General features: G+C 64.0%; 20 protein-coding genes and 1 pseudogene. 14 read left to right on the top strand and 7 right to left on the bottom strand.

All coding sequences use genetic code 11. The features are described from left to right. Positions 1 to 85 precede the first annotated feature (85 nt). The 3 genes from CUV01_RS01270 to CUV01_RS01260 are packed head-to-tail and all read left to right on the top strand — an operon-like array spanning position 86 to position 2,569. Positions 86 to 1,159, top strand: a complete 1,074-nt coding sequence (locus CUV01_RS01270) for a PhoH family protein (RefSeq protein WP_232962397.1) — start codon at positions 86 to 88, stop codon at positions 1,157 to 1,159. Continuing rightward, complete coding sequence (gene ybeY, locus CUV01_RS01265; RefSeq protein ID WP_101458886.1) at positions 1,152 to 1,664, top strand: rRNA maturation RNase YbeY; 513 nt, start codon at positions 1,152 to 1,154, stop codon at positions 1,662 to 1,664. The genes CUV01_RS01270 and ybeY overlap by 8 nt, the downstream gene beginning before the upstream one ends. Then, positions 1,661 to 2,569 (top strand): hemolysin family protein, encoded by a 909-nt coding sequence (locus CUV01_RS01260; RefSeq protein ID WP_101458885.1) that lies wholly within the window; start codon positions 1,661 to 1,663, stop codon positions 2,567 to 2,569. The genes ybeY and CUV01_RS01260 overlap by 4 nt, the downstream gene beginning before the upstream one ends. 21 nt (positions 2,570 to 2,590) lie before the next feature. On the opposite strand, the gene CUV01_RS01255 is transcribed toward CUV01_RS01260, so the two are convergent. Both CUV01_RS01255 and CUV01_RS01250 read right to left on the bottom strand, forming a co-directional pair. Continuing rightward, complete coding sequence (locus CUV01_RS01255) at positions 2,591 to 3,322, bottom strand: GNAT family N-acetyltransferase (protein WP_232962395.1); 732 nt, start codon at positions 3,320 to 3,322, stop codon at positions 2,591 to 2,593. A 74-nt stretch (positions 3,323 to 3,396) separates the two neighbouring features. Beyond that, positions 3,397 to 4,128: a DUF72 domain-containing protein gene (locus tag CUV01_RS01250; RefSeq protein WP_101458883.1), complete on the bottom strand. Its 732-nt coding sequence runs from the start codon at positions 4,126 to 4,128 to the stop codon at positions 3,397 to 3,399. 304 nt (positions 4,129 to 4,432) lie between these two features. On the opposite strand from CUV01_RS01250, the gene CUV01_RS01245 reads away from it, so the two are divergent. Then, entirely contained in the window at positions 4,433 to 5,314 is an 882-nt protein-coding gene (locus tag CUV01_RS01245) for an AbaSI family restriction endonuclease (RefSeq protein ID WP_101461776.1), read from the top strand. A 56-nt stretch (positions 5,315 to 5,370) separates the two neighbouring features. Here CUV01_RS01245 and guaA read toward each other — a convergent pair whose 3' ends face one another. After that, on the bottom strand, positions 5,371 to 6,924 hold the full coding sequence (gene guaA, locus CUV01_RS01240) for a glutamine-hydrolyzing GMP synthase (protein WP_101458882.1): 1,554 nt from the start codon (positions 6,922 to 6,924) through the stop codon (positions 5,371 to 5,373). Between the two features lie 122 nt (positions 6,925 to 7,046). On the opposite strand from guaA, the gene CUV01_RS01235 reads away from it, so the two are divergent. After that, complete coding sequence (locus CUV01_RS01235; RefSeq protein WP_157994747.1) at positions 7,047 to 7,607, top strand: CAP domain-containing protein; 561 nt, start codon at positions 7,047 to 7,049, stop codon at positions 7,605 to 7,607. Positions 7,608 to 7,611: 4 nt separating this feature from the next. On the opposite strand, the gene lnt is transcribed toward CUV01_RS01235, so the two are convergent. Further along, complete coding sequence (gene lnt, locus CUV01_RS01230; RefSeq protein ID WP_101458880.1) at positions 7,612 to 9,153, bottom strand: apolipoprotein N-acyltransferase; 1,542 nt, start codon at positions 9,151 to 9,153, stop codon at positions 7,612 to 7,614. Positions 9,154 to 9,628: 475 nt separating this feature from the next. Beyond that, positions 9,629 to 11,263: pseudogene (locus CUV01_RS01225) on the bottom strand (DEAD/DEAH box helicase); the annotation flags it as partial. 278 nt (positions 11,264 to 11,541) lie between these two features. Here CUV01_RS01225 and CUV01_RS01220 point away from each other — a divergent pair. From CUV01_RS01220 to CUV01_RS01185, 8 genes are all read left to right on the top strand, one after another. Then, positions 11,542 to 13,587, top strand: coding sequence for a cation:proton antiporter (locus CUV01_RS01220; RefSeq protein WP_101458878.1), 2,046 nt, complete (start codon positions 11,542 to 11,544; stop codon positions 13,585 to 13,587). 146 nt (positions 13,588 to 13,733) lie between these two features. Next, a complete protein-coding gene (gene argS / locus CUV01_RS01215) occupies positions 13,734 to 15,476 on the top strand; it encodes an arginine--tRNA ligase (RefSeq protein WP_101461775.1) in 1,743 nt (580 codons plus the stop codon). Positions 15,477 to 15,548: 72 nt separating this feature from the next. Further along, positions 15,549 to 16,769: an SPOR domain-containing protein gene (locus tag CUV01_RS01210; protein ID WP_157994746.1), complete on the top strand. Its 1,221-nt coding sequence runs from the start codon at positions 15,549 to 15,551 to the stop codon at positions 16,767 to 16,769. Continuing rightward, a complete protein-coding gene (nagZ, locus tag CUV01_RS01205; RefSeq protein ID WP_101458876.1) occupies positions 16,766 to 17,767 on the top strand; it encodes a beta-N-acetylhexosaminidase in 1,002 nt (333 codons plus the stop codon). The genes CUV01_RS01210 and nagZ overlap by 4 nt, the downstream gene beginning before the upstream one ends. Positions 17,768 to 17,853: 86 nt before the next feature. Then, positions 17,854 to 18,684, top strand: coding sequence for a segregation and condensation protein A (locus tag CUV01_RS01200; RefSeq protein ID WP_101461774.1), 831 nt, complete (start codon positions 17,854 to 17,856; stop codon positions 18,682 to 18,684). A gap of 87 nt (positions 18,685 to 18,771) precedes the next feature. Beyond that, positions 18,772 to 19,389: an SMC-Scp complex subunit ScpB gene (gene scpB, locus CUV01_RS01195; RefSeq protein ID WP_101461773.1), complete on the top strand. Its 618-nt coding sequence runs from the start codon at positions 18,772 to 18,774 to the stop codon at positions 19,387 to 19,389. A 9-nt stretch (positions 19,390 to 19,398) separates the two neighbouring features. Further along, positions 19,399 to 19,602: a hypothetical protein gene (locus tag CUV01_RS01190; RefSeq protein WP_101458875.1), complete on the top strand. Its 204-nt coding sequence runs from the start codon at positions 19,399 to 19,401 to the stop codon at positions 19,600 to 19,602. A gap of 51 nt (positions 19,603 to 19,653) precedes the next feature. Then, on the top strand, positions 19,654 to 20,766 hold the full coding sequence (locus tag CUV01_RS01185) for a THUMP domain-containing class I SAM-dependent RNA methyltransferase (protein ID WP_101458874.1): 1,113 nt from the start codon (positions 19,654 to 19,656) through the stop codon (positions 20,764 to 20,766). Positions 20,767 to 20,780: 14 nt separating this feature from the next. Here the strand turns inward: CUV01_RS01185 and CUV01_RS01180 are convergent, their stop codons facing one another. Continuing rightward, entirely contained in the window at positions 20,781 to 21,221 is a 441-nt protein-coding gene (locus CUV01_RS01180; RefSeq protein ID WP_101458873.1) for an outer membrane protein assembly factor BamE, read from the bottom strand. A 128-nt stretch (positions 21,222 to 21,349) separates the two neighbouring features. Between CUV01_RS01180 and CUV01_RS01175 the strand changes: the two genes are divergently transcribed. Continuing rightward, a complete protein-coding gene (locus tag CUV01_RS01175; RefSeq protein WP_101458872.1) occupies positions 21,350 to 21,877 on the top strand; it encodes a YceD family protein in 528 nt (175 codons plus the stop codon). A 5-nt stretch (positions 21,878 to 21,882) separates the two neighbouring features. Here the strand turns inward: CUV01_RS01175 and CUV01_RS01170 are convergent, their stop codons facing one another. Next, positions 21,883 to 23,148 carry a cation:proton antiporter gene (locus CUV01_RS01170; RefSeq protein WP_157994745.1) on the bottom strand — a complete coding sequence of 422 codons (1,266 nt, stop codon included), beginning with the start codon at positions 23,146 to 23,148 and terminating at the stop codon, positions 21,883 to 21,885. Positions 23,149 to 23,218 lie beyond the last annotated feature (70 nt).

Below are 23,218 nucleotides of genomic sequence, written 5' to 3'. Positions count from 1 at the left end.
TCGTTTGCCAATTTTTATGCAATCCCTTGCGAAACCGGCCGGCGCTTGCCACCATATATGCATAAGCCCGTTTCAGGAGTCGCATTTGGGTCTGAATCCCACTCCCCCCGTTTCCCCCGCCGCCAGCGAAACCTTGCTGGAGTTCCCCGACAACCGTCTGCTGATTGATCTGTGCGGTGCCAATGACCGGCATCTGGCGCGGATCGAAGAGGCATTGGGCGTCCATGTGCTGCGCCGGGGCAACCTGCTGGCCGTGGTCGGCGCACCCGATGCCCAGGCCGAGGCAGCGCAGGTCTTGCGCGCGTTGTATGCACGGCTGGAACAAGGCCGCACCGTCGAGATGGGCGAGGTCGATGCCGCGCTGCGCATGGGGCCTGAGACGATCACCGAAACCGCGCCCACCGATCAGTTGGAGATGTTCCAGGCTGGCAATTACGAATTGCGCACCCGCAAGAAATCGGTCGAGCCGCGCACCGAGGCGCAAAAGGCCTATGTCCGGGCGCTGTTCGAAAATGAGCTGGCTTTCGGGATCGGCCCGGCAGGCACCGGCAAGACCTATCTGGCCGTGGCCGTCGGCGTGACCATGCTGATCAACGGCCATGTCGACAAGATCATCCTGTCGCGTCCCGCCGTCGAGGCGGGCGAACGTCTGGGCTTTCTGCCAGGCGACATGAAGGAAAAAGTCGATCCCTACATGCAGCCGCTCTATGATGCGCTGAATGATTTTCTGCCCGGCAAGCAGATGCAGAAACTGATCGAGGAAAAGCGCATCGAGATCGCGCCCCTGGCCTTTATGCGTGGCCGCACGCTGGCCAGCGCCTTTGTGGTGCTGGACGAGGCGCAGAACGCCACGACCATGCAGATGAAGATGTTTCTGACCCGCCTGGGCGAGGGTTCTCGCATGGTTATCACCGGCGACCGAACTCAGATCGACCTGCCGCGCGGGGTGCATTCCGGGCTGGTGGATGCCGAGCATATCCTGAACGATATCAAGGGCATTAGCTTCAGCTACTTTACCTCCAAGGACGTGGTCCGGCATCCGTTGGTCGCCCGGATCATCGAAGCCTATGATGGCGAGGCCGAGGCAGCACTCGCCCGTGGCGAGGGCGAACCGATCCGTGGTACCTATCCGCCCCGGCGGGGACGTGGCGATGGCTGATCCGGTCGCAGATTGCGGAACGGTTGAAACAGTCATCGAGGATGACAGATGGGAAAGCGCGGGATTGCCGGCACTGGCACAGCGCGCGACGCGTGCGACCCTGAACTGGCTGCAGGCGGACCCGGTCGAGATCGTGGTGATGGGCTGTGATGACGAACGCATTGCCGCGCTGAATGCCGATTTCCGTGGCAAGCCCCGCCCGACCAATGTGTTGAGCTGGCCCGCTATCGAACACCGTGCCCACGCGCCGGGCGCGCGGCCCGAACTGCCCGGCGGCGATGAGTGGGGTGATATCGCCATCTCATACGATACCTGCGCCGCCGAGGCGCAGGCGCAAGGCAAGCCCCTTGCCGATCACGCGACGCATCTGCTGGTCCATGCGATTTTGCATCTGGCCGGCTATGATCACGAAAATGACCCCGACGCCGAAACCATGGAGGCGGCAGAGCGTTCAATCCTTGCCGGCCTTGATATTTCAGACCCTTATACAGAGACAGTGACATGAGTTCCGAACCCCGATCTAGCACCCCCCCTCTCGACGAGCCGGCCGGCACGGCCGATGGCGTGGGGGGGGATGGGCGCGATCTGCCCAGCAACCGAGGGTTCCTTGGGCGCTTTTTCGGCGATATTTTCGGCAGCGAGGAAGAGGGTTCCGACGAAGAGGAAACGCGCGAAGACGGTCGCCCGACGACCCATCCCGCGCCGGGTATGGTCAACCTGCGCCGTTTGCGTGTCGATGACGTTGCCATTCCCAAGGTCGAAATTGTCGCGGCGCCGATCACGACCTCGCTGGACGATCTGGTCGAGATGTTCCGCGAGCACGGTTTTTCCCGCATTCCGGTCTTTCGCGGCACGCTGGACAGTCCGGTCGGCCTGATCCACCTCAAGGATCTGACGCTGAAACACGGCTTTGGCAAGGGCGGGCGCTTTACCCTGCGCCCGATGCTGCGGCCTTTGCTTTATGTGCCGCCATCCATGCCCATCGGCGTGCTTTTGCAGCAGATGCAGCAGAAACGGATGCATATGGCGCTGGTCATTGACGAATATGGCGGCGTGGACGGGCTGGTCACGATCGAGGACCTGATCGAGCAGGTGATCGGCGAGATCGAGGACGAACATGACGAGGCCGAGGGCGGCCTCTGGGTCGAGGAAAAGCCCGGCCAATGGCTGATCCAGGCCCGTGCGCCGCTGAATGAGGTCGAGGCCGAAACCGGTTTGCGCCTTGGCAGCGATGATCAGGACGAAGAGATCGACACGCTTGGTGGGCTGATCTTTATGATGACCGGCCGCATTCCCTTGCGCGGCGAGGTGATCGGCCACGATTCGGGCGCCGAGTTCGAGGTTGTCGATGCCGATCCGCGCCGGATCAAGCGGGTACGGTTGCGCGCGCCGAACGTCCCTGCCGAATAGGTCCGGACCGGGACCAATCCGTCAGCCCAGACTGGCGAAAGCCGGCGCGAAAGTGATGCCCGCGCCTTTTGTGATGCCGGGGCCGGTGGCCTGCAAATAGGGGCCGGCATAGGGCGATTGCAGATCGGCGGGTTGAAAGCCAAAGCGCGCATAATAGGCCGGATCGCCCAAAAGGATGATCGCGTGGTCGGGGCGCGCCGCGATGGCGGCGGTGACCAGTGCCGCGCCGATGCCGCGATGCTGCATGGCCGGATGAACCGACAGCGGTGCCAATCCCAGTGCAGGGAAAGGTGCGTCTATGGGCGACAGTGCGATATGGCCCAGGACGGTGCCGCCCTGGCTGGCGACCAGCGACAGATCCAGATCACCGGCGCGGCGCAGGGCGTCGACCAGATCGGCCTCATCGGTTTGACCGAAGGCGGCGACGGTCAGCGCATGGATGGCGGCATGATCGGCGGTGCTTTCGGGGCGCAGATGCGGCATGGCCTCTGTCTTGGTGAAATCGCGCTTGATCTCGGTCGACGCCTGTCCCCACGCGCTGTCTCTGCTGCGCGCCTGATGGGCGGCGAAGGCGTCGGCATCGGCGAACAGCTCGGTTAGCTGCCAGATCAACGGGTCCTCGTCCTGCGTCAGGTCAAAGCGCAGGTTTCCGGGCTCGGCGCGGCTTAGCGTGGTGTGATCGGGCAGATGTGCCAGCGCGGTCATCATCTGGGCGGCATCGGCGCAGATCAGGCGTCCGGTCAGTGCGATCATCGGGCGTTTCAGCGCGATTGGGGCGCCTGTGTCGTCGCAGGCGGTAGGGGCGTGATGGTGTCCGCAGGCGCAGCTCATGTCAGTCTTTCCATCAGGGCCTGCGCGCAGGCCGGGTTGCGGTGTTTTTCGCCAGAGATAACATAGAGATACAGATCGCGGCCAGCGGCCATGCGGCGGGCATCCCTCGCGTGACGGTCAAGGGCTGCATCGTCATAGCCCCTTTCGATATCGGTGGTGCCCATCAGCCGGACATAGGCGAAATCGGCGGTTTCGGCGTCGATATCGGGGAATTTGCTGTCGATGGAACGGATCAGCGCGATGTTGCGGTCGCGGCAGAGATCGGCGGCCTTGGGATCGGCGAAAGTCTCGTGCCGCGCCTCGATGGCGTGGCGCAGGGGCTGGCCGTCCTGACTGTCGGGCAGCAGGTTCAGGAAGGCCGCGAAATCATCGGCGTCGAATTGCTTGGTTTCGGCGAATTGCCAGTTGATCGGGCCCAGCTTTGGGCCAAGCCGGGTGATGCCAGAGGTCAGGAAACGCTGGACGCTTTCGCCCGCATCGGCCAGCACGCGGCGGTTGGTGGCAAAGCGGCTGGCCTTGACGGCGAAGGCGAAATCATCGGGGGTTTCGTCATGCCATTTCTGAAAGCTTTCCGGCTTTTGGCTGCGGTAATATGTGGCGTTGATTTCGATGCTGCCCAGCGCGCGGCTGGCGAATTCAAGCTCTTGCCGCTGGGGCAGGCCCTCGGGATAGAACACACCCTTGCGCCATTCCGGAAAGTTCCAGCCGCCGATGCCGATGCGGATCATGATGCGCCTCTTTTGGATGGTGTTGCGCGGAGCGTAGTCGGGCAGTCCCAGGCGCGCAACAGGGGCGCGCGTTGCGTGGCGAAACTGTTGCGCGAGGCGATGTGGTTCGGGCCAGTAAATGCTGGGTTTCAGGCTGCACAGGGCGTGCACAGAAGAGGCACAGGGCGTGCACAGGCTGTACACAGGCAGCGGGCGGTGGAGCAGGTTTTGCTACAGACTGCGAGTGATCATCTGACGGGCCTCTTTCATCACAAGCATGTCTTCGTATTGTAAGTCGGACATTTCATTGCGGGGAAAGCAAATCGTGAATCGATTTGACTACATACTCAGGTCACTTTCAAAGACATCAAAGAAGCGTTGGGAGCACTATGCGGTCAACCGGATCTATCATCGCCTTGACGATCCCGGCCTGGAGTTCATTTGTCAGCAATGCAGTCGCGGAAAAGACAAGTTATATCTCGTAGACCTGTTTTTTCCACAGCTTGGGCTGTATCTTGAAATCGACGAAGGACATTACGACGTAGATCAAGCGAAGATCAAAGATGCCAAGCGCAGCTTTGATATATTAGGCGCTTCAGGGCTTGAAGAACGAAGAATAAAAGCAAGCCAAGTGACAATAGAAAAGTTCAATGAATGTATCGACAATTTTGTTGAGCTTGTTCGGCGGCGGAAGAAAAACGCCGTGGATGATAATCGTTTTCGACCATGGGACTACGAACGGCGCTTTACCGCAGCGCCGCACTTGGAATCCGGGTTCATCGAAATTGGCCCCCATGCCGCGTTTAGGACACATAAAGATGCATTGAACTGCTTTGGCTACAATAAGGGGCACTGGCAGCGCGGCGTATGGGATCTGCCGATTGAGGTGGCAAAGTCGATTGGTCATCCAGGTAAGTGCATGGTCTGGTTCCCAAAGCTTTACGAGCAACCAAACTGGATCAACTCACTTTCGGACGACGGTGAAACAATCGTTGAAATCAACAAGAACCCTGAACACGTCTACGAAGAACCCTACGATACGCGCATCGTAATGGCGCGCTCGCGTGATGAATTAAACAGGACGCTATATCGCTTTGTTGGCGTATTCGAGGCCTTGCCAGACTTTCGCACCGGGAATGAACACAGATTCAAAAGAATCGCGACCAAAGTTAAAACATATCCATCCAGCGATTCAGCGAGGGGGTAAGAGGCCTCGGCATTCTGCCCGCTGGCGCAAGCTGATCGCTTTCCGTCAGGTCCGGCCTATTCCCACTCAATCGTGCCGGGAGGCTTTGAGGTGATGTCATAGGTGCAGCGGTTGATGCCCTTGACCTCGTTGATGATGCGGGTGGCGGTTTCGCCCAGGAAATCGTGGGTGAAGGGGTAATAATCCGCCGTCATGCCATCGACCGAGGTGACGGCGCGCAGGGCGCAGGCAAAGTCATAGGTGCGGCCGTCGCCCATGACGCCGACGGTGCGGACGGGCAGGATGGCCACGAAGGCTTGCCAGATATCGTCGTAAAGGCCGTGTTTGCGGATCTGGTCGATGAAGACGGCATCGGCCTTGCGCAGGATGTCCAGCTTTTCGCGGGTGATCTCGCCGGGGCAGCGGATGGCCAGGCCGGGGCCGGGGAAGGGGTGGCGACCGATGAAGCTGTCGGGCAGGCCCAATTCGCGGCCAAGGGCGCGGACCTCGTCCTTGAACAGTTCGCGCAGGGGTTCGACCAGTTTCAGGCCCATCTTTTCGGGCAAGCCGCCGACATTGTGGTGCGATTTGATGGTGACCGAGGGGCCGCCAGAGAAGCTGACGGATTCGATCACGTCGGGATAGAGCGTGCCCTGGGCCAGGAATTCGGCGCCGTCGATTTCATTGGCGTATTTCTGGAACACGTCGATGAACAGGCGGCCGATGATCTTGCGCTTGGTCTCGGGGTCGCTGACGCCGTCCAGCTCTCCGATGAACAGCTCGGATTCGTCGGCATGGATCAGCGGGATGTTGTAATTGTCGCGGAACATTGTCACGACTTCTTCGGCTTCGTTCAGGCGCAGCAACCCGTGATCGACAAAGACGCAGGTCAGCTGGTCGCCGATGGCCTCGTGAATCAGAACGGCCGCGACGGAGGAATCCACGCCGCCTGACAGCCCGCAGATGACCTTTTTGTCGCCCACCTGATCGCGGATCTTGCGGATCGCCTCTTCCTTGTAGGCGGCCATGGTCCAGTCGCCGGTCAGGTCTGCCATGCGGACAAAGTTTTCCAGCATCAGCTTGCCATTCGGGGTGTGATGCACCTCGGGGTGGAACTGCACGGCAAAGAAACCGCGCGATTCATCGGCGGTGATCGCGAAGGGGGCGTTGGGCGAGGTGCCGATCACCTCGAACCCCGGTGCCAGTTCGGTCACGCGGTCGCCATGGCTCATCCAGACCTGTTCGCGATCGGACAGTCCGGCAAAGATGCCGTCTTTCCTGTGACCAGCCGCCGGGGTGACGAAAGCGCGGCCATATTCGGCGTGATGGCCCGCTTCGACGTTACCGCCAAGCTGCTGCATCATCACCTGCTGACCGTAGCAGATGCCAAAGATCGGCACGCCCATGTCCCACAGGTTATCGGGGACGCGGGGCGATCCTTCGCGGGTGACGCTGTCGGGGCCGCCGGACAGGATGACGGCTTTGGGCGCGAAGTCCTGCAGGAACGCGTCGGTCACGTTCTGATAGGGGTGGATTTCGCAATAGACGTTCAACTCGCGCAGGCGACGCGCAATAAGCTGCGTGACCTGAGAGCCGAAATCGATGATGAGAAGGCGCTGATGCTGGGTCATGGATGCGCTTTAAGCGGCGCCTGAGGGCGGTGCAAGGGGCAGGCGGAGCAAGGGAACCCGGAAAGCCCTTGGGGCGTTGGATTTTATCAATTGAAACAGATCACTGTGCAAGGAACGCGCCGATGGCCTTCATTCGACTGACCGCTTTGACAGCTTGTGCCGGCCTTTTGGCGGCTTGCCAGCCCGGCACCAATACAACCGCGATCACGCTGGATGGCGGCGATCTGGCGCCGATCGAGACCGGGATTCCCGCCGATCCTGCCGCCGAGACGCTGGCCGGGTCCTGTGTGCGTGACGATGTTCAGGCCAATGCGCTGATCGAGGCGGTGAACGCCGTGCGCGGGGCCGAGGGCAAGGTGCTGCTGACCGAGAATGCGCGTCTGAACACCGTCGCGCAAAGCAATTCCTGCGACATGGCGCGGATCGGGCGGGTGCAGGTTGCCGGGTCCAACGGGTCCAGCATCGTCGATCGGGCGCGCTCGGTGAATTATCCGACCTGCGGTGTGATCCAGATGGCGTGGCTGGGGGGATCGGCCTTTGAGGCCGTGGCGACCGGCATGCGCTCGGATGCGCATCGTGAGCAGTTGCTGGGTCAGCTGAGCGATGAGATCGGCGCCGGCATTACCCGCGGTGCCGACGGGCGCAACTGGTGGAGCCTGGTGATCGGCGATAACTGCCGCTAGGACGTCAGGCGCGCTTGCGGCGCGCAACCAGCATCAGCCGGGCCGCCAAGAGCGCGATCATCAGTGCGACGATGGGCCAGTCGCCCCACCGCAGCCACGGTGTGGGCGGCAGCGCGCCGGGCAGGGGGGCGTCGATCACGCCCGTCTCGCCCAGGGCCAGCGTGCCGCGCAGGCCGCCGCGCGCGCCGATCACCGCAGAGACGCCGGTATTGGCCGCGCGCACCAGCGGCAGCCCTGATTGCACCGCGCGCAGCCGCGCCTGGGCCAGGTGCTGATAAGGGCCCGAAAACTGGCCGAACCAACTGTCATTGGTGATCTGCAGCAGCCAGCCGGGGCGTTCGTTGAGGCCGCGCAGGTGCTGGGGAAAGATCGCCTCGTAGCAGATCAGCGGCTGAAAGGGTGCCGTGCCCTCGACCGTCATGACCTGCGGGCCGGGGCCGGGCGAATAGCCGTTGCCCTGCTGGGCGGCAAAGGCCGAGATGCCGAACCGGGCCATGGCGTCGCCCCAGGGAATATATTCGCCAAAAGGCACGAGGTGGAACTTGTCATAGAGGCCTGTCACCTGACCGGCGCGGTCCAGCGTGACGAGGCTGTTGTAAAAGCGGCTGCCATCCAGACGCTGGATGCCCATGATCAGCGGCGCATCGGCGGCGCGGGCCATATCGGGCAGCACCGCGCCCGCGTCATTCAGGAGAAAGTTTACCGCCGTTTCGGGCCAGATGACCAGATCGCGCGGGCCGGGGCTGGCTGACAGGTCCAGCAGGCGCTGATAAAACACCTGCGCCCAGTCCGGATCCCATTTCAGATGCTGTTCGGCATTGGGCTGCACCACACGCAACTGTGTCGGGCGGTCCGGGGGCAGGGGATTTGACAGGCGTGCCATGCCGCCGGCCCAGACCGCGCCGATCAGCAGCACCGACAGGATGGTGCCGGGGGCAAAGCCGGCGGCGCGGTTTTCAAGCGGGCGCCACAGCAGCGCGGGCAGGCTGGCGGCCAGCAGGGTCAGCGCCGACAATCCCGGCGCGCCCAGAAATGCTGCGGTTTGATCGACGGGCGTGCCGATCCAGACATGGCCGATCAGCGCCCAGGGAAAGCCGGTGAAAATCCAGCCGCGCAGCCAGTCCGACAGGACCAGCGCCGCCGCGATGGTGATGACATGACCGCGCCAGCCGCCGCCGATCCGCCACGCAGCCCAGACCGGGATGGCCCAGAAGAGCGCACCGCCCAAGGCCATCAGGATCAGCGCGAAGGGCGCCATCCAGCCATAGATTTCGGGTTGAACCAGAAACGGCTCGACGATCCAGCTGAGGCTGAGCGCAAACCAGCCCGCACCGGCGGCAAGGGCCTGCCAGAAGGCGACCCGGCGGTCGCGGGCGCGCGCCAGTATCCACAGCAAAACGGCCAATGCCACCGGCGTTGCCGCCCAGACCCCGTAAGGATCAAGCCCAAGCGCCGCCATCACCCCCAGTGCCAGCGGAACAAGCGTCGCAGCCACGCGGTGGTGCCACGGCGCGCGAACACGAGGCGGTTTGCTGGGCTGGATCATGGCCGCAAGCCCCGGATCATGCCTGGTCGGAGGCGCTTTCGTCGGTTTTCTTGCGGCGCGTCCGGCGCGGCTTGGCAGGTGCGTCAGGCGCGGGTTCGGCAGAGCTGTCGGCTGCTGCCTGATCTGCCGGTGCCGCGGCTTGCGCATCGGCGTCGGTCTTTTTGCGACGCGTGCGCTTGGGCTTTTCTGCCGGTTTGTCGGCCTCTGCCTGCGCCTCGGGCGCTGCTGCCGTATCTGCGCCAGCCTCTGCCGTATCGGCGTCTTTCTTTGCCGGGGACTTGCGGCGGCTGCGCGTCGGCTTTTTGGGCTTTTCGGCTGCTGCGTCTGCCTCGGGTGCGGCTGCCGTATCGGCCGTGCTGGCGTCTGCGGCCTGCGCCTCGGTGCCGGTTTCGGTGCCGGTTTCGGCGTCGGGCTTGGGCGCGGCTTTCTTGCGGCGCGAACGCTTGGGCTTTTCGGCGGGCTCCTGATCGGAGTGTGCCTCGGCTGTTTCGGTTTCGGCGTCGATGCCCTCGGGCATCAGATCGGAGGTGCGGAAGCTCTGGGTCAGGAATTCGGGCACATGATTGCCCATCCCGATCACGTCGTTGCCGCGATCCTGATCGCGCCGGCGGTCACGCCCGCCCCCATCGCGGCCCCCGTCGCGGCGGTCGTTGCGGCGATCATCGCGCCCGCTATCCTGCTTGCGGTCCGAATTGCGATCGGAATTGCGGTCGGAACTACGATCTGTTTTCCGTTCAGCCGCGCGGGGCTGCGGTTGCGGCTGCTCTTCGCGGGTTTCGGGCTGGGCGCTGGCGGCTGCCGGCGCGGCCTTTTCTTCGCTGGCGGTTGCGTTGTCTTCACTTGACCGGCGGCTGCGGCTGCTGCTGCGGTCCCGGTCGCGTCCACGCCCGCCACGGTTGCCGCGACGGTCGTCCTTGCCGCTGCTGCGGGGTTCGGCTTGCGATCCCTCGGACAGCGAAAAGCCCTCGGGCAGTTCGCCGCGCGGCAGGCTTTGCTTGACCAGATTCTCGATGCCCGTGAGGTATTTTTCATCCGAGGGCGTGCTGAGGCTGATTGCGGTGCCCTTGAGGCCCGCGCGCCCGGTGCGCCCGATCCGGTGGACATAGTCCTCGGAATGGCTGGGCAGGTCGAAATTGATCACATGGCTGACGGCCGGGATATCCAGCCCGCGCGCGGCCACATCCGATGCGATGAGAAAGCGCAAGCTGCCGTCGCGGAATCCGTCCAGCGTGCGCATCCGCTGCGACTGGTCCAGATCGCCATGGATCGGCGCTGCGTCATAGCCGTGCTTTTTCAAAGACTTGGCGACGATATCTACATCCGTCTTGCGGTTGCAGAAGATGATCGCGTTCTTCAGATCCGTGCCTTCGGCGTCGATCAGGGCGCGCAGCAATTCGCGTTTCTGCTTGGCCGTCTGGTCGCGGCGCGTGGGCGTGATCTGGATCAGCCGCTGCGTGATGGTTTCGCTGGTGGTGGCCTGACGCGCGACCTCGATGCGTTCGGGGCTGTGCAGGAAGGTGTTGGTGATGCGTTCGATTTCCGGCGCCATGGTGGCCGAAAAGAACAGCGTCTGACGGGTAAAGGGCGTCAGTTGGAAGATGCGTTCGATATCGGGGATGAAGCCCATATCCAGCATCCGGTCGGCCTCGTCCACGACCATGATCTGCACGCCGGTCAAGAGCAGCTTGCCGCGTTCGAAATGGTCCAGCAGACGGCCGGGCGTGGCGATCAGCACGTCAACGCCGCGGTCGATCAGCTTGTCCTGTTCGCCAAAGCTGACGCCGCCGATGAGCAGCGCCTTGGTCAGTTTGGTGTGTTTGGCATAGGTGTCGAAGTTCTCGGCGACCTGCGCTGCCAGTTCGCGCGTCGGGCACAGAACAAGGCTGCGCGGCATCCGGGCGCGGGCGCGGCCACGGCCCAGCAGGGTGATCATCGGCAGGGTAAAGCTGGCGGTCTTGCCGGTGCCGGTCTGCGCGATGCCAAGCACGTCGCGCCCTTCCAGAGCGGGCGGAATGGCACCGGCCTGGATCGGTGTGGGGTTTTCGTAACCTGCCTCGGCAATGGCTTTCAGGACCTTGAGATCCAGTTTGAGGTCGGCAAATTTGGTCATAGGGCGCTTTCTCGATATGCGACGCCCTGCTCGGGCGCGGTGCGTTCCATGCCGTGTCCCCGAGGCGGGGTTTCTAACGGCGAAATTGGGACGCATGATCGCACGCCCCTCCTTGCGCCCGCCGGATGCGGGCAAGGTTGGCCTAGACCAAAGCGGCGTATGCGTCAATATTGCACGGATAACAGTGGAAAAAATGCGCGCCATTGGTGGAACCGTGACCTATAGGTTGCTGTTTGGGTGCTAGAAAAAGCGCGCATACAACCGGGACGGTGGAAAAGATGGCGACAGAAGCAACTGGCGGGCTGAGTCCTGTCGAGGCATTCGCAATGGTCGGCGTTGCCGGTGTGGCCGCGCAATGGCTGGCCTGGCGGTTCCGCTTGCCAGCCATTGTTCTGATGCTGGCGGTGGGCCTGTTGCTGGGCCCCGTCACGGGCATCTTTGTGCCGTCGCGCGATATAGGTTCGCTGGTGGCGCCGATGATCTCGCTGGCCGTTGCGGTGATCCTGTTCGAGGGCGGGCTGACGCTGAGCTTCAAGAAGCTGGCAGATGCGCGCCCCGCCGTTCGCAGGCTGGTATATATCGGCGCGCCTCTGGGCTGGATCACCTCTTCGCTGGTGCTGGTCTACGGTGCCGGACTGAGCTGGGAGGCCGCCATCGTCTTTGGTGGCATCATGATCGTGACCGGCCCGACGGTGATTGCGCCGCTGCTGCGTCAGGCCAAGCTGACTTCGCGCCCGGCGCAGATCCTGCAATGGGAAGGCATCGTCAACGACCCCATCGGCGCGCTGGTTGCGGTGCTGGCGATGGGTGTGGTGACAGTGCTGCGCAGCGATTTGCAGGCCAGCACGGCGGTGTCGCAATTCGTGCTGGGCATCCTGTTCGCCTTTGCCTGCGGTGCCGTGGGCGGCTGGTTGATCGTGACCGCGTTCCGCCGCAACTGGGTGCCCGAATACATGAAGGTGCCGCTGCTTTTCGTCAGCGTGCTGGCCGTCTTTGCCATCTCTGATTCGCTGCTGCATGAAAGCGGGCTGCTGGCCGTGACGGTCATGGGTCTGGTGATCGCGAACGCGGATCTGCCCAGCTATAACGAGCTGTACCGTTTCAAGGAACATGCGACGATCCTGCTGGTTTCGGGCGTGTTCATCCTGCTGGCCGCCGGGATCAAGTTCGAGACGCTCGCCCAGTTGAACTGGTGGCGGACGGGTCTGTTCGTGCTGCTGGTGATCTGTGTGGCGCGGCCCTTGACGGTGCTGATCTCACTGGCGGGCACGGATCTGCCATGGAAGGAAAAAATGCTGATCGCCATGACCGGGCCGCGCGGTGTCGTGCTGGTCGCGGTATCTGGCGTCTTTGCCGAGCGTCTTGCCGCCGAGGGTGTGCAGGACGGTGCGCTGATCGCGCCCCTGGCCTTTGTGCTGGTGCTGGCCACCGTGGTTCTGCACGGCTTTACGCTGGCGCCGCTGGCGCGAAAGCTTGGCCTGACCTCGGGCGACAAGCCGGGTCTGTTGATCGTCGGCGGCTCGTTGTTCTCTACCGGGCTGGCCAAGGCGTTGGAAAAGGCCGACGTCAATGTGCTGATCACCGATACCAACCGCGACCACCTGCGCACCGCGCGGGTGGCGGGTGTGCCGATCTTTTACGGTGATATTCTGGGCGAGGCGGCAGAGCATAACGTCGAGTTCATCGCCTATTCGGCGATCCTCGCGGCATCGGATAACGACGCCTACAACACGCTGATCGCATCCGACCTTGGCCCGGAATTCGGCCGCGATGTGATCTGGCAGATTTCGCGTCACAAGGAAGGCCGGGCCCGTTATGCGCTGCCCAGCCAGTTGGGCGGGCAGTCGATCGCCGGGCAGCGGACGCTGGCGCAGTATCTTGAACTGCTGGCCGAGGGCTGGACCTTCCGCACCACCCGCCTGACCGATGAATACAGCCAGGAGGATTGGCGCGCCGCGCGCGAGGGCGCCGTGCCCTTGGTCGTGGTCAACGGCGATGGCATGCGCTTTGTCGAGGATGCCGAGACGTTCGAGGCGAAATCCGGTGCGCGCATCGTGTCGATGATCCCGCCCGATCTGGCCGAACAGATCCGGCAGGAAAGCGAGGAAGAGGGCAGCATCAGGCAAAAGGCCCGCGCCATTGCCCGCGAAGAGGCCGAGTCCGCGCGCAAGATGCAAGAGGCGGATACCGGCTCTGCCGGGAAGCCCACGAACGGGTCCGACAATGGGGAAGACGACGGGGAAGACGATGAGACCGACATCGATGCCGACATTGGCACTGATGACGATGATGTCGCTCCGGTCGAAAAAACCGACAAGACCTGATCTCGACGCTGCGCCCGGTTTGGCGCAGCGGCTGCACGGCCAGGCGAGGCCCCGCGCAGTGATAAACCTGTCACTGCCGGGGCTGGCGCTGTTGACCTTTGGGCGGTGGCGGCGTTAACCGGCATCCAGATTTCAGGATGCGCATGATGAACCTTTTCTCCGATATCCGCGGCGTCGTGATCGCCGCGCTGGACCAGATGGCCGAGGCGGGCGAACTGCCTGCCGCCTTGGATTACGGCAATGTCACGGTAGAGCCTCCGCGAGACGCAGCCCATGGCGACATGGCGACCAATGCCGCGATGGTGCTGGCCAAGCCCGCTGGAATGAAGCCGCGCGATATTGCCGATAAACTGGCCGCGCGGCTGATCGATGACCGGATCACCAGCGCCGAGGTGGCGGGGCCGGGCTTTCTGAACCTGCGGCTGTCGCCCGACGTCTGGCGGCAGGTCGTTGCGGGGGCGTTGCAATCGGGCGCTGATTTTGGCCGTTCGACCGCTGGTGCGGGCAACAAGGTCAACGTGGAATTCGTCAGCGCCAACCCCACCGGCCCGATGCATGTGGGCCATGTGCGCGGCGCGGTCTTTGGCGATGCGCTGGCCAGCCTGCTGGATTTCGCCGGCCACGAGGTGACGCGCGAATATTACATCAATGACGGCGGCGCGCAGGTCGATGTGCTGGCGCGCTCGGCCTATGAACGTTACCGCGAGGCCAACGGGCTGGAGCCGCAGATCGCCGAGGGGCTGTATCCGGGCGACTATCTGATCGGGGTGGGCGAGGAACTGAAGGCCAAATATGGCGACAGTCTGATCGACAAGCCCGAAGCGGACTGGCTGGCCGATATTCGCGAATTCGCCACCCGGGCCATGATGGCGATGATCGGTGAAGATCTGGCCATGCTGGGCGTCAAGATGGACGTCTATTCCAGCGAAAAGGCGTTGTTCGGCACCGGCAAGATCGAGGCGGCGATTGACCGGCTGAAATCGGCGGGTCTGATCTATCGCGGCACGCTGGAGCCGCCCAAGGGCAAGCTGCCCGATGATTGGGAGCCGCGCGAACAGCTGCTGTTCAAATCGACCGAGTTTGGCGACGATCAGGACCGCCCGATCCAGAAATCGGATGGCGACTGGACCTATTTCGCGCCCGATATCGCCTATCATTATGACAAGATCGAACGCGGCTATGACCAGTTGATCGACGTGCTGGGCGCGGATCATGGCGGTTACGTCAAGCGCGTGCAGTCGGCGGTCAAGGCGCTGTCCAACGGCCGCGTGCCGCTGGACGTCAAGCTGATCCAGCTGGTCAAGCTGTTCAAGAATGGCGAGCCGTTCAAGATGTCCAAGCGGGCAGGGACCTTTGTCACGCTGCGCGATGTGGTCGAGCAGGCGGGCGCTGATGTGACCCGTTTCCACATGCTGACGCGCAAGAATGACGCCGCGCTGGATTTCGATTTCGCCAAGGTGCTTGAGCAATCCAAGGATAACCCGGTCTGGTATGTGCAATATGCAAATGCGCGGGTGCATTCGGTGTTGCGCAAGGCCGCCGAAATGGGCGTCGATGTCAGCGACACGGCGCTGGCGGGGGCGGATCTGACCCGGCTGGACCACGAGGCCGAGCTGGATCTGGCGCGGAAAGTTGCAGAATGGCCACGGCTGGTCGAACATGCCGCCCGCGCCCATGAGCCGCACCGGGTCGCGTTTTTCCTTTATGACATTGCCTCTAATCTGCATTCGCTGTGGAACCGGGGCAATGACGACACCTCGCTGCGCTTTGTTCAGGATGGCGATAAGGACACAACAGCCGCAAAAATCGCGTTGGCGAGGGCAGTTGGCGTTGTCATTTCATCCGGGCTGGGTATCCTTGGCGTCAATCCGGTGGAAGAAATGCGCTGATAACAGCCGTCGCCGCCGGGCCGAGCAGAGCAGTCAACGGTAATGCCGGATCAACCGGCGGGCAGGCAGGCAATGGCAGTGATGGATTTCCGCGATGGCGGACATGTATTTTCGCGCGGCGACAAGCGGCGGGAATTTTCTTATCGTGACAATGGCGAAGATGGCGATGCCGAGGGCGCGCCCTATGCGGCTGAACCCGCAGAACCGAGCCTGTCGGTGCGGCTGGGGCGGCTGACGCATTACCTGGGCGCGCTGGTTTCGGTCGCGCTGATGGTGGGGCTGATGGCCTGGGGCTGGCAGCTTGTCATGCGCGATGTCTCGGGTGTGCCGGTGATCAAGGCGGTTGCCGGTGCCGCACGCACCACGCCTGATGATCCGGGTGGGGAACTGACCGGGCATACCGGCTTTGCCGTCAATAACGTATCGGGCGGCGCGCAGGACGTGCCTGCCGATCAGGTTGGCATTGCGCCCGCCGCGACCGCGCTGGACGACACCGATGTCGCCATGGGTGAACTGGGCGCGGCCGCCCATGAGCCGCTGGCCGCGACCGACCAGGCGCTGAACTTTGACGGTGAGGCACAGATCGCCACGCAAGACAGCGAAGTCGCCGCAGCCCGTGCCGCCTCTGAGGCGCTGGCCGAAGCCGCCAATCTGGAAGCCCTTGCCGAGGCCGCCGCCGCAGAGGCGCAGGTCGCCGCTGCCACGGTCACCGATGAGCCGGCAGAAGAGGGGGCGATCACCAGTGTCGTCACCGACGAGACCGGCAATCCGACCCAGACCGATGCCATCCGCGAGGCACTGGAACAGGCCCAAGAAACTGCCGCGACGCCCGCCGTGGCCCGCTCGGCCCGTCCCGCACCGCGTCCGCGCCGTGTGGCCTCGGTCGCGCCGCCTGCTGCCGCGCCCGCCCCGGTTCAGGCCGCAACCGCCGAGGCTGACGCGGCCCCCGCACGCCGCCCGGAGGCCGCGCAGGCCGCAGCCGACGCCGATGCGCAGGCACCAGCACCTGCACCCGCGCCTGCCCAGACCGCACAAGTGTCGTCGGGTGCGCCGCTGGTGCAGATCGGTGCCTTTGACAGCGATTCGATTGCTGCCAATGAATGGGGCCGCCTGTCGGGCAAGTTCGGCAATCTGTTCTCGGGCAAGGGTCAGGTGATCCAGCGCCACGAGGTCAATGGCCGCACCTTCTGGCGGCTGCGGGTCGCCGGCTTTGAAACGCGCGCCGCCGCACAGGATTTCTGCGCCAAGCTGAAGGCCGGCGGAACCGACTGCATCCCGGCCACCGCGCAATGAGCCACAGCGCGACGATCCTTGGCGGGATCGAAGGGCCTGACCTGACCAGCGCCGAGCGGGATTTCTTTCGCTCGGCGGACCCTTGGGGCTTTATCCTTTTTGGCCGCAATATCGACAATCCCGAACAACTGCGCCGCCTGACCGGCGATCTGCGCGAGGCCGTGGGCCGCGACGCGGTGATTACCATCGACCAGGAGGGCGGGCGGGTGCAGCGGATGCGCGCGCCGCATTGGGCCGAATGGGTGCCGCCGCTGGATCAGGCCGATCTGGGCGCACGCGCCATGTGGCTGCGTTATCGTCTGATCGGGGCGGAGCTGCGCGCCGTGGGCATCGACAGCGATTGCGCCCCGACGCTGGATGTCGCGCAGGCCGAAACGCATCCTTTTCTGCGCAACCGTTGTTTTGGCTCTGACCCGGCGCAGGTTGCCCATCTGGGCCGGGCTGCGGCGGATGGATTGCTGGCGGCTGGTGTGCTGCCGGTGGTCAAGCATATGCCGGGCCATGGCCGCGCGGTGGCTGACAGCCACAAGGATCTGCCGACCGTGACCGCATCATTGGAAGAACTGGAGCGGGTGGATTTCGCGCCGTTCCGCGCGCTGGCCGATCTGCCGATGGCGATGACCGCCCATATCCGCTTTGCCGCGCTGGACGATCAGCCCGCGACCTCATCGCCGCGCATGATCGACCTCATCCGCAATCGGATCGGCTTTGACGGTCTGCTGATGAGCGACGACATCACCATGAATGCCCTGCCGGGCAGCCATGCCGAACGCGCCGCTGCCACCATGGCCGCAGGTTGCGATCTGGTCCTGCATTGCAACAGCACGATTGCCGAGATGGAAACCGTCATCGCCGCCACCGGCCCGATGACCGATGCGGCGCTGCGCCGCGCGGCGGCTGCGCTGGCGATGCGCCAGGCGCCCGACGCGGCGGATCTGGTGGCGCTGATGGCCGAATATCGCGACCTGGTTCCGGGCGGCGGGGACGCGCTGGCCTAGCCTTTGCAGGGGGCGTCAGACAGCGCAGCTTGACTCGCAGGGCCATTGCGCCGACCCTGTCAGCCTGACCTTTGCGGATGGCTGCCATGTCCCGAACCGGCAAGGATGTACCCTATCTCAAACCCGTGCCGGATGAGGCGGGGGCGCCGGATGACGAGTTCGACGCCGTTGCCGCACGTCGTGCGGATGAGGCGTTGATCATCGATGTCGAAGGGTTCGAGGGCCCACTGGACCTGCTGCTGACGCTGTCTCGGACCCAAAAGGTCGATCTGATGAAGATCTCGGTGCTGAAACTGGCCGAGCAATATCTGGCCTTTGTCGAACAGGCCCGCAAGCTGCGCATCGAACTGGCGGCCGATTATCTGGTGATGGCGGCCTGGCTGGCCTTTCTGAAATCGCGCCTGCTCTTGCCGCCCGACCCCGAGGCCGAGGGGCCATCGGCCGAAGACATGGCGGCGCATCTGGCCTTTCAACTGGAACGCCTGCAGGCGATGCGGCAGGCGGCCAGCCGGTTGATGGGGCGTGACAGGCTGGGCCAGAGCCGGTTTCAGCGCGGGTCGCCGGAAACCGTGATCCGCAAGCGTCGCACCGAGTATCAGGCCGGGCTGATCGACCTGATGCGCGCCTATGCGCGGATGAAGACCAAGGATGAATTTCGCCCCTATGCCTTTGACCGCAAGGGCGTTTTCACCATGGAACAGGCGCTGGAGCGGGTGCGAAAGCTGATCGGCTTTGCCGGCGACTGGACCGAGCTGGCGGATTTTCTGCCTGAGGGCTGGGAAACCGATCCTGAACGGCGGCGGTCGGCGACGGCGGCGACCTTTGCGGCTTCGCTGGAGCTTGCGCGTCAGGGAAAGTTGGAATTGAAGCAGGACGGGAGTTTTACCCCGATAACGATAAGGCGCAGGCCACATTAAGTGAGTGCAGTGAACGAATTGAGTGATATCGAACCCGACCCCGAGCAGTCGGACCAACAGGACCCGAACGAATTTCCGCCCCCGCCGATGGACACGCAGGAGCGCATGGTCGAGGCGTTGCTGTTTGCATCCAGCGGGCCGATGAGCGTGCGCGAAATGGCCCAACGCCTGCCACGCGGCTGCGATCCGGCCGAGGCGGTGCGGGCGCTGGCCGCGCGGTATCGCGACCGTGGCGTTGTCCTGGAAAAGCTGGGCGATGCATGGGCATTTCGCACAGCGCCGGATCTGTCATTTCTGATGCAGGACGAGACGGTCGAAAGCCGCCGCCTGTCGCGTGCGGCGACCGAGACGCTGGCCATCATCGCCTATCATCAGCCCGTCACGCGCGCCGAGATCGAAGAGATTCGTGGCGTTGCCGTCTCGCGCGGGACACTGGATCAGCTGATCGAAATGGAATGGGTGCGCATGGGCCAGCGGCGGATGACGCCGGGGCGGCCGGCGACCTTTGTGGTGACCGAGACATTCCTTGATCATTTCGGGCTGGAATCGGCGCGCGATCTGCCCGGCCTGTCGGAATTGCGCGCCGCCGGTCTGCTGGAAAGCCGGCCACAGGCAGAAGGCATGCAGGTGCCCCTTGTACCGCAGGATGAAGATGACGATCTTGACGACGGATCGCCAGCAGACGATCTGTTCGAAGATGATTAGGGCAGGGACATGAACCGCTTTCTGAACCAGATGATGCGACAGTTGATCAACCGACTGACCAATCGCGGCATCAATTCCGGCATTGATTACATGTCCAGGCGCGGCTCTGGCGGGAAGGCCACGCCGCAAAACCGCCAGCAGGCCAAGGTGACGCGCGACGCAGTCAAGCGCGCCCGTCAGGCGGCGCGGATCACCCGGCGCATCGGGCGCTGATCCGCACGGCGGGGGATAGCGCCGGGCGGCAAAGCGCACTATGCCGACCCGATGAGCAGCGATCCCTTTGAAATCTTTCTTGTCGCCACCCCCGGTCTGGAGGCGCCTCTGGCCGCCGAGGCGGCGGGTCTGGGCTTTGAGCCCGAAATCCAGCCCGGCGGTTTGACGGTCCACGGGCACTGGCCCGATATCTGGCGTGCCAATCTGATGCTGCGCGGGGCCACGCGCGTGTTGGTGCGGATCGGCGCGTTTCGCGCCATGCATCTGGCGCAGCTGGACAAGCGGGCGCGCAAATTCCCCTGGGATCAGTTCCTGCGCCCTGATGTGGCGGTCCGGGTCGAGGCGACCAGTCGCAAGTCGCGGGTTTATCATGCCGGTGCCATCACGCAGCGATTCGAACGCGCCATCAGCGAAGAACTGGGCGCGCCGATTGCCGCCGATGCGCCGATCACGATCAAGATCCGCATCGAGGATGATCTGTGCACGATCAGCCTCGATACCACCGGCGAGTCGCTGCACAAGCGGGGTCATAAACAGGCCGTGGCCAAGGCCCCCATGCGCGAAACCATGGCCGCGATGTTCCTGCGCGAGATGGGTTTTGACGGCAGCCAGCCGGTGCTGGACCCGATGTGCGGCTCTGGCACCTTTGTGATCGAGGCCGCCGAGATGGCCGCCGGTCTGGTGGCGGGCCGGGCGCGTGGCTTTGCCTTTGAGCAATTGGCGGGGTTCGATGTCGCAGCACTGACGCCTTTGCGCGGCGCCGAGCCTGTGACCCGCCCGGCGACGCAGTTCTTTGGCAGCGACCGCGATGCGGGCGCAGTGCGGATGAGCGGCGAGAATGCCATGCGGGCGGGGGTGGCGGACTGGGTTCGCTTTGAAACCCGCTCGGTGGCGGATCTGCAGCGACCGGAAGGGCCGGCGGGGATCGTGATCATCAATCCGCCCTATGGCGCGCGGGTCGGCAACAAGGGCCCGCTATACGGGCTGCATGCGGCGATGGGGCAGGTGCTGCGCGATCGTTTCGCGGGCTGGCGCGTGGGTATTGTCACCAGCGAAGGCGGGCTGGCCAAGGCCACGGGGCTGCCCTTTCAGCCGGCCGGACCGATCGTGGCGCATGGCGGGCTGAAGGTGCGGCTGTGGCAGACCGGGCCTTTGGGCGGTTGAGCGCCGCCCGTGGCTTAGTCGATCAGCTGGCCTGCGGTGAAGTTGCCCAGGTTGCCCATGAGCTGCCGGATCAGCGACACATCCGCGATACCCGAATCAGTGACCCGGCGCGACAGCGCGACGACCCGTCCGCGTTCCAGCCCGAAACGTTCGACATTAGCGACGGTGCCGGTCTCGGCAAAGGTGACGGCGACAACCTGACGTTCGATTTCTTCGGGCTCATAGGGGCCGTAATGGCGCCAGCGAGAGCCGACGTAATACCAGCCCGAACCGGTCAGAAGCCCTTGCGAACTGGGCCTGCCGATCAATGTGGGCAACTCATCGACCGTGGTCTGGCCGACAATGACCGCCGCCAGGTCCAACTCGGGTGGAACATAGCCGTGATTGCGATAAACGGGGGCACAGGCTGCAACGGCAAGAACGGCCAGGATCAGGAAACGCCGGATGGCTGACATAGAAATTTGGTCCCTCTTTTCCGGTCGTTCTGTTGACGCCGCCGGTCCCGCTTAGCAAACTCGGCCACTACGCTCAAGAATAAGGCGCAAGCCCCAGATTTCATACTGCCGATGTGAAGGAGAGACTCATGACCTCGGCCCCTGCTTTTACTCATCGGTTGCGCGTGGCGCATCTGAACCCGCGCGCCGCCAATCCGGTGCTGCTGGAACCTGATGCGCAGGCGCGCAAGGCGATTGCCGCCGAACTGGGCCTGCTGCGGCTGCCGGCGCTGCGCCTTGAGGGGCGGATCACGGCGCAGGGCAATGACGCCTGGCTGCTGAGCGGAAATCTGACGGCGCGGGTGGTTCAGCCCTGCGTGGTGACGCTGGCGCCGGTGGAAAGCAGCATTGACGACGAGGTCCGCAGGATCTTTTCGCCCCATGCCGCCGCGCCCGTCGAGGAAGAGGTCGAGATGCCCGACGACGAGATGGAACTGCTGGGCCAGTTCATCGATGCGGGCGCGGTCATGATCGAGGCGCTGGCCCTGGCGCTGCCGCTTTATCCGCGCGCAGAGGGTGCCGAACTGCCCGAGCAGGACGACACGCCTGACGAAGAGGACGAGCGGCAAAAGCCCTTTGCCGGGCTGGATGCGCTGCTGTCGAAGACGCGGCAGTAAAGGGGTCAGTCATCCTGCGGGGTCAGCCGCGACATCAGGCGCGGCGCGCCAATGCCGTGGGCGACCACGCTGATGGCGACGATCAGCGCCACGATGGCCCAGAGCAACCGGCCCGATTCCATGCTGTAGGGGGCGTGATTCAGACCGTAAGCCAGATAATACATCGACCCCACCCCGCGGATGCCGAGGACGGAAATGGCAAAGCGGTCGCCGCGCGTCAGCTTTAGCCCCGACAGCGACATCCAGCCGGCCAGCGGCCTGACCACGAACAGAAACAGTCCCGCCACCAGCAAGCCCGACAGGCCAAGCGGCGCGAGGATGCCCTGCGCAATGGCGATGCCGGTGACGAAGACGACGCAGATCAGAAAGATCATCTCGGTCTGTTCGACATAGTGGTGCAGGTCGGTATGAAACGAGTGGTCGCGCTCAAAGCGGCGAAATGTCAGCGCGGCGATGAACACGGCGATAAAGCCGTAACCGTTCACCATCTCGGTCACGCCATAAGCAAACAGCGTCAGCCCAAGCGCCAGAAAGGCGTCCGACACGCCCTTGCGCGGCGCCAGCCGGAACACGGCCCAGCCCAGAAAGCGCCCGATCAGCCAGCCCATGACCAGCCCTGCCGCGATCTTCCAGAAGACATCGATGGCCAGCCATTCCCACAGAACCGGCGGGTCAAAGCTGCCCTCGTCGCCGGGGCCTCCGGTTTCGGCCATCCGGTCGGCGGTGGCGGCAATCGCCAGATAGACAAAGGGAAAGGCCAGCCCGTCATTCAGGCCGGCCTCGGATGTAAGGGCAAAGCGGGCCTCGGTTTCCTTGGCCTCGCCGGGCGGGCCGACCTGAACCGAGGCGGCCAGAACCGGATCGGTGGGCGCCATGACCGCCCCCAGCAGCAATGCGGCGGCCACGGGCAGCCCCAGCGCCGCCCAGCCCAGCCCGGCCAGCGCCAGAATGCAAATCGGCATGGTCAGCGCCAGAAGCCGCCAGGTCGAGGCCCAACTGCGCAGGCCGATGGCGCGGTCCAATTTCAGCCCGCCGCCGGTCAGCGACAGGATCACCGCCATCTCGGTGATGCGCTGGACCAGCACGCCCTGTCCGATCGGGTCGATCACAGGGATGCCGTCAAAGACCAGCCCGACGCCGATGCCGCCGAAAAGGCAGGCAATCGGGACCGAAACCGGCAGGCGCCAGCCCATGCGGCGCGCCAGTGCCGGGACGATGGCGGACGACAGTACACCAAAGCCCAACATGGCCAGAAAGATTTCATAGCTCATCGTCATGACCTGGCAGTTTTGCGCCGTGGCAGATCGGCAGGCAAGGATGAAATCGGGCTTCTGACGCGCA

This window comes from Paracoccus tegillarcae (assembly GCF_002847305.1).
Taxonomy (GTDB): domain Bacteria; phylum Pseudomonadota; class Alphaproteobacteria; order Rhodobacterales; family Rhodobacteraceae; genus Paracoccus; species Paracoccus tegillarcae.
The sequence above is the reverse complement of the archived record's forward strand: the minus strand, read 5'-3'. Positions and strand labels throughout refer to the sequence as shown.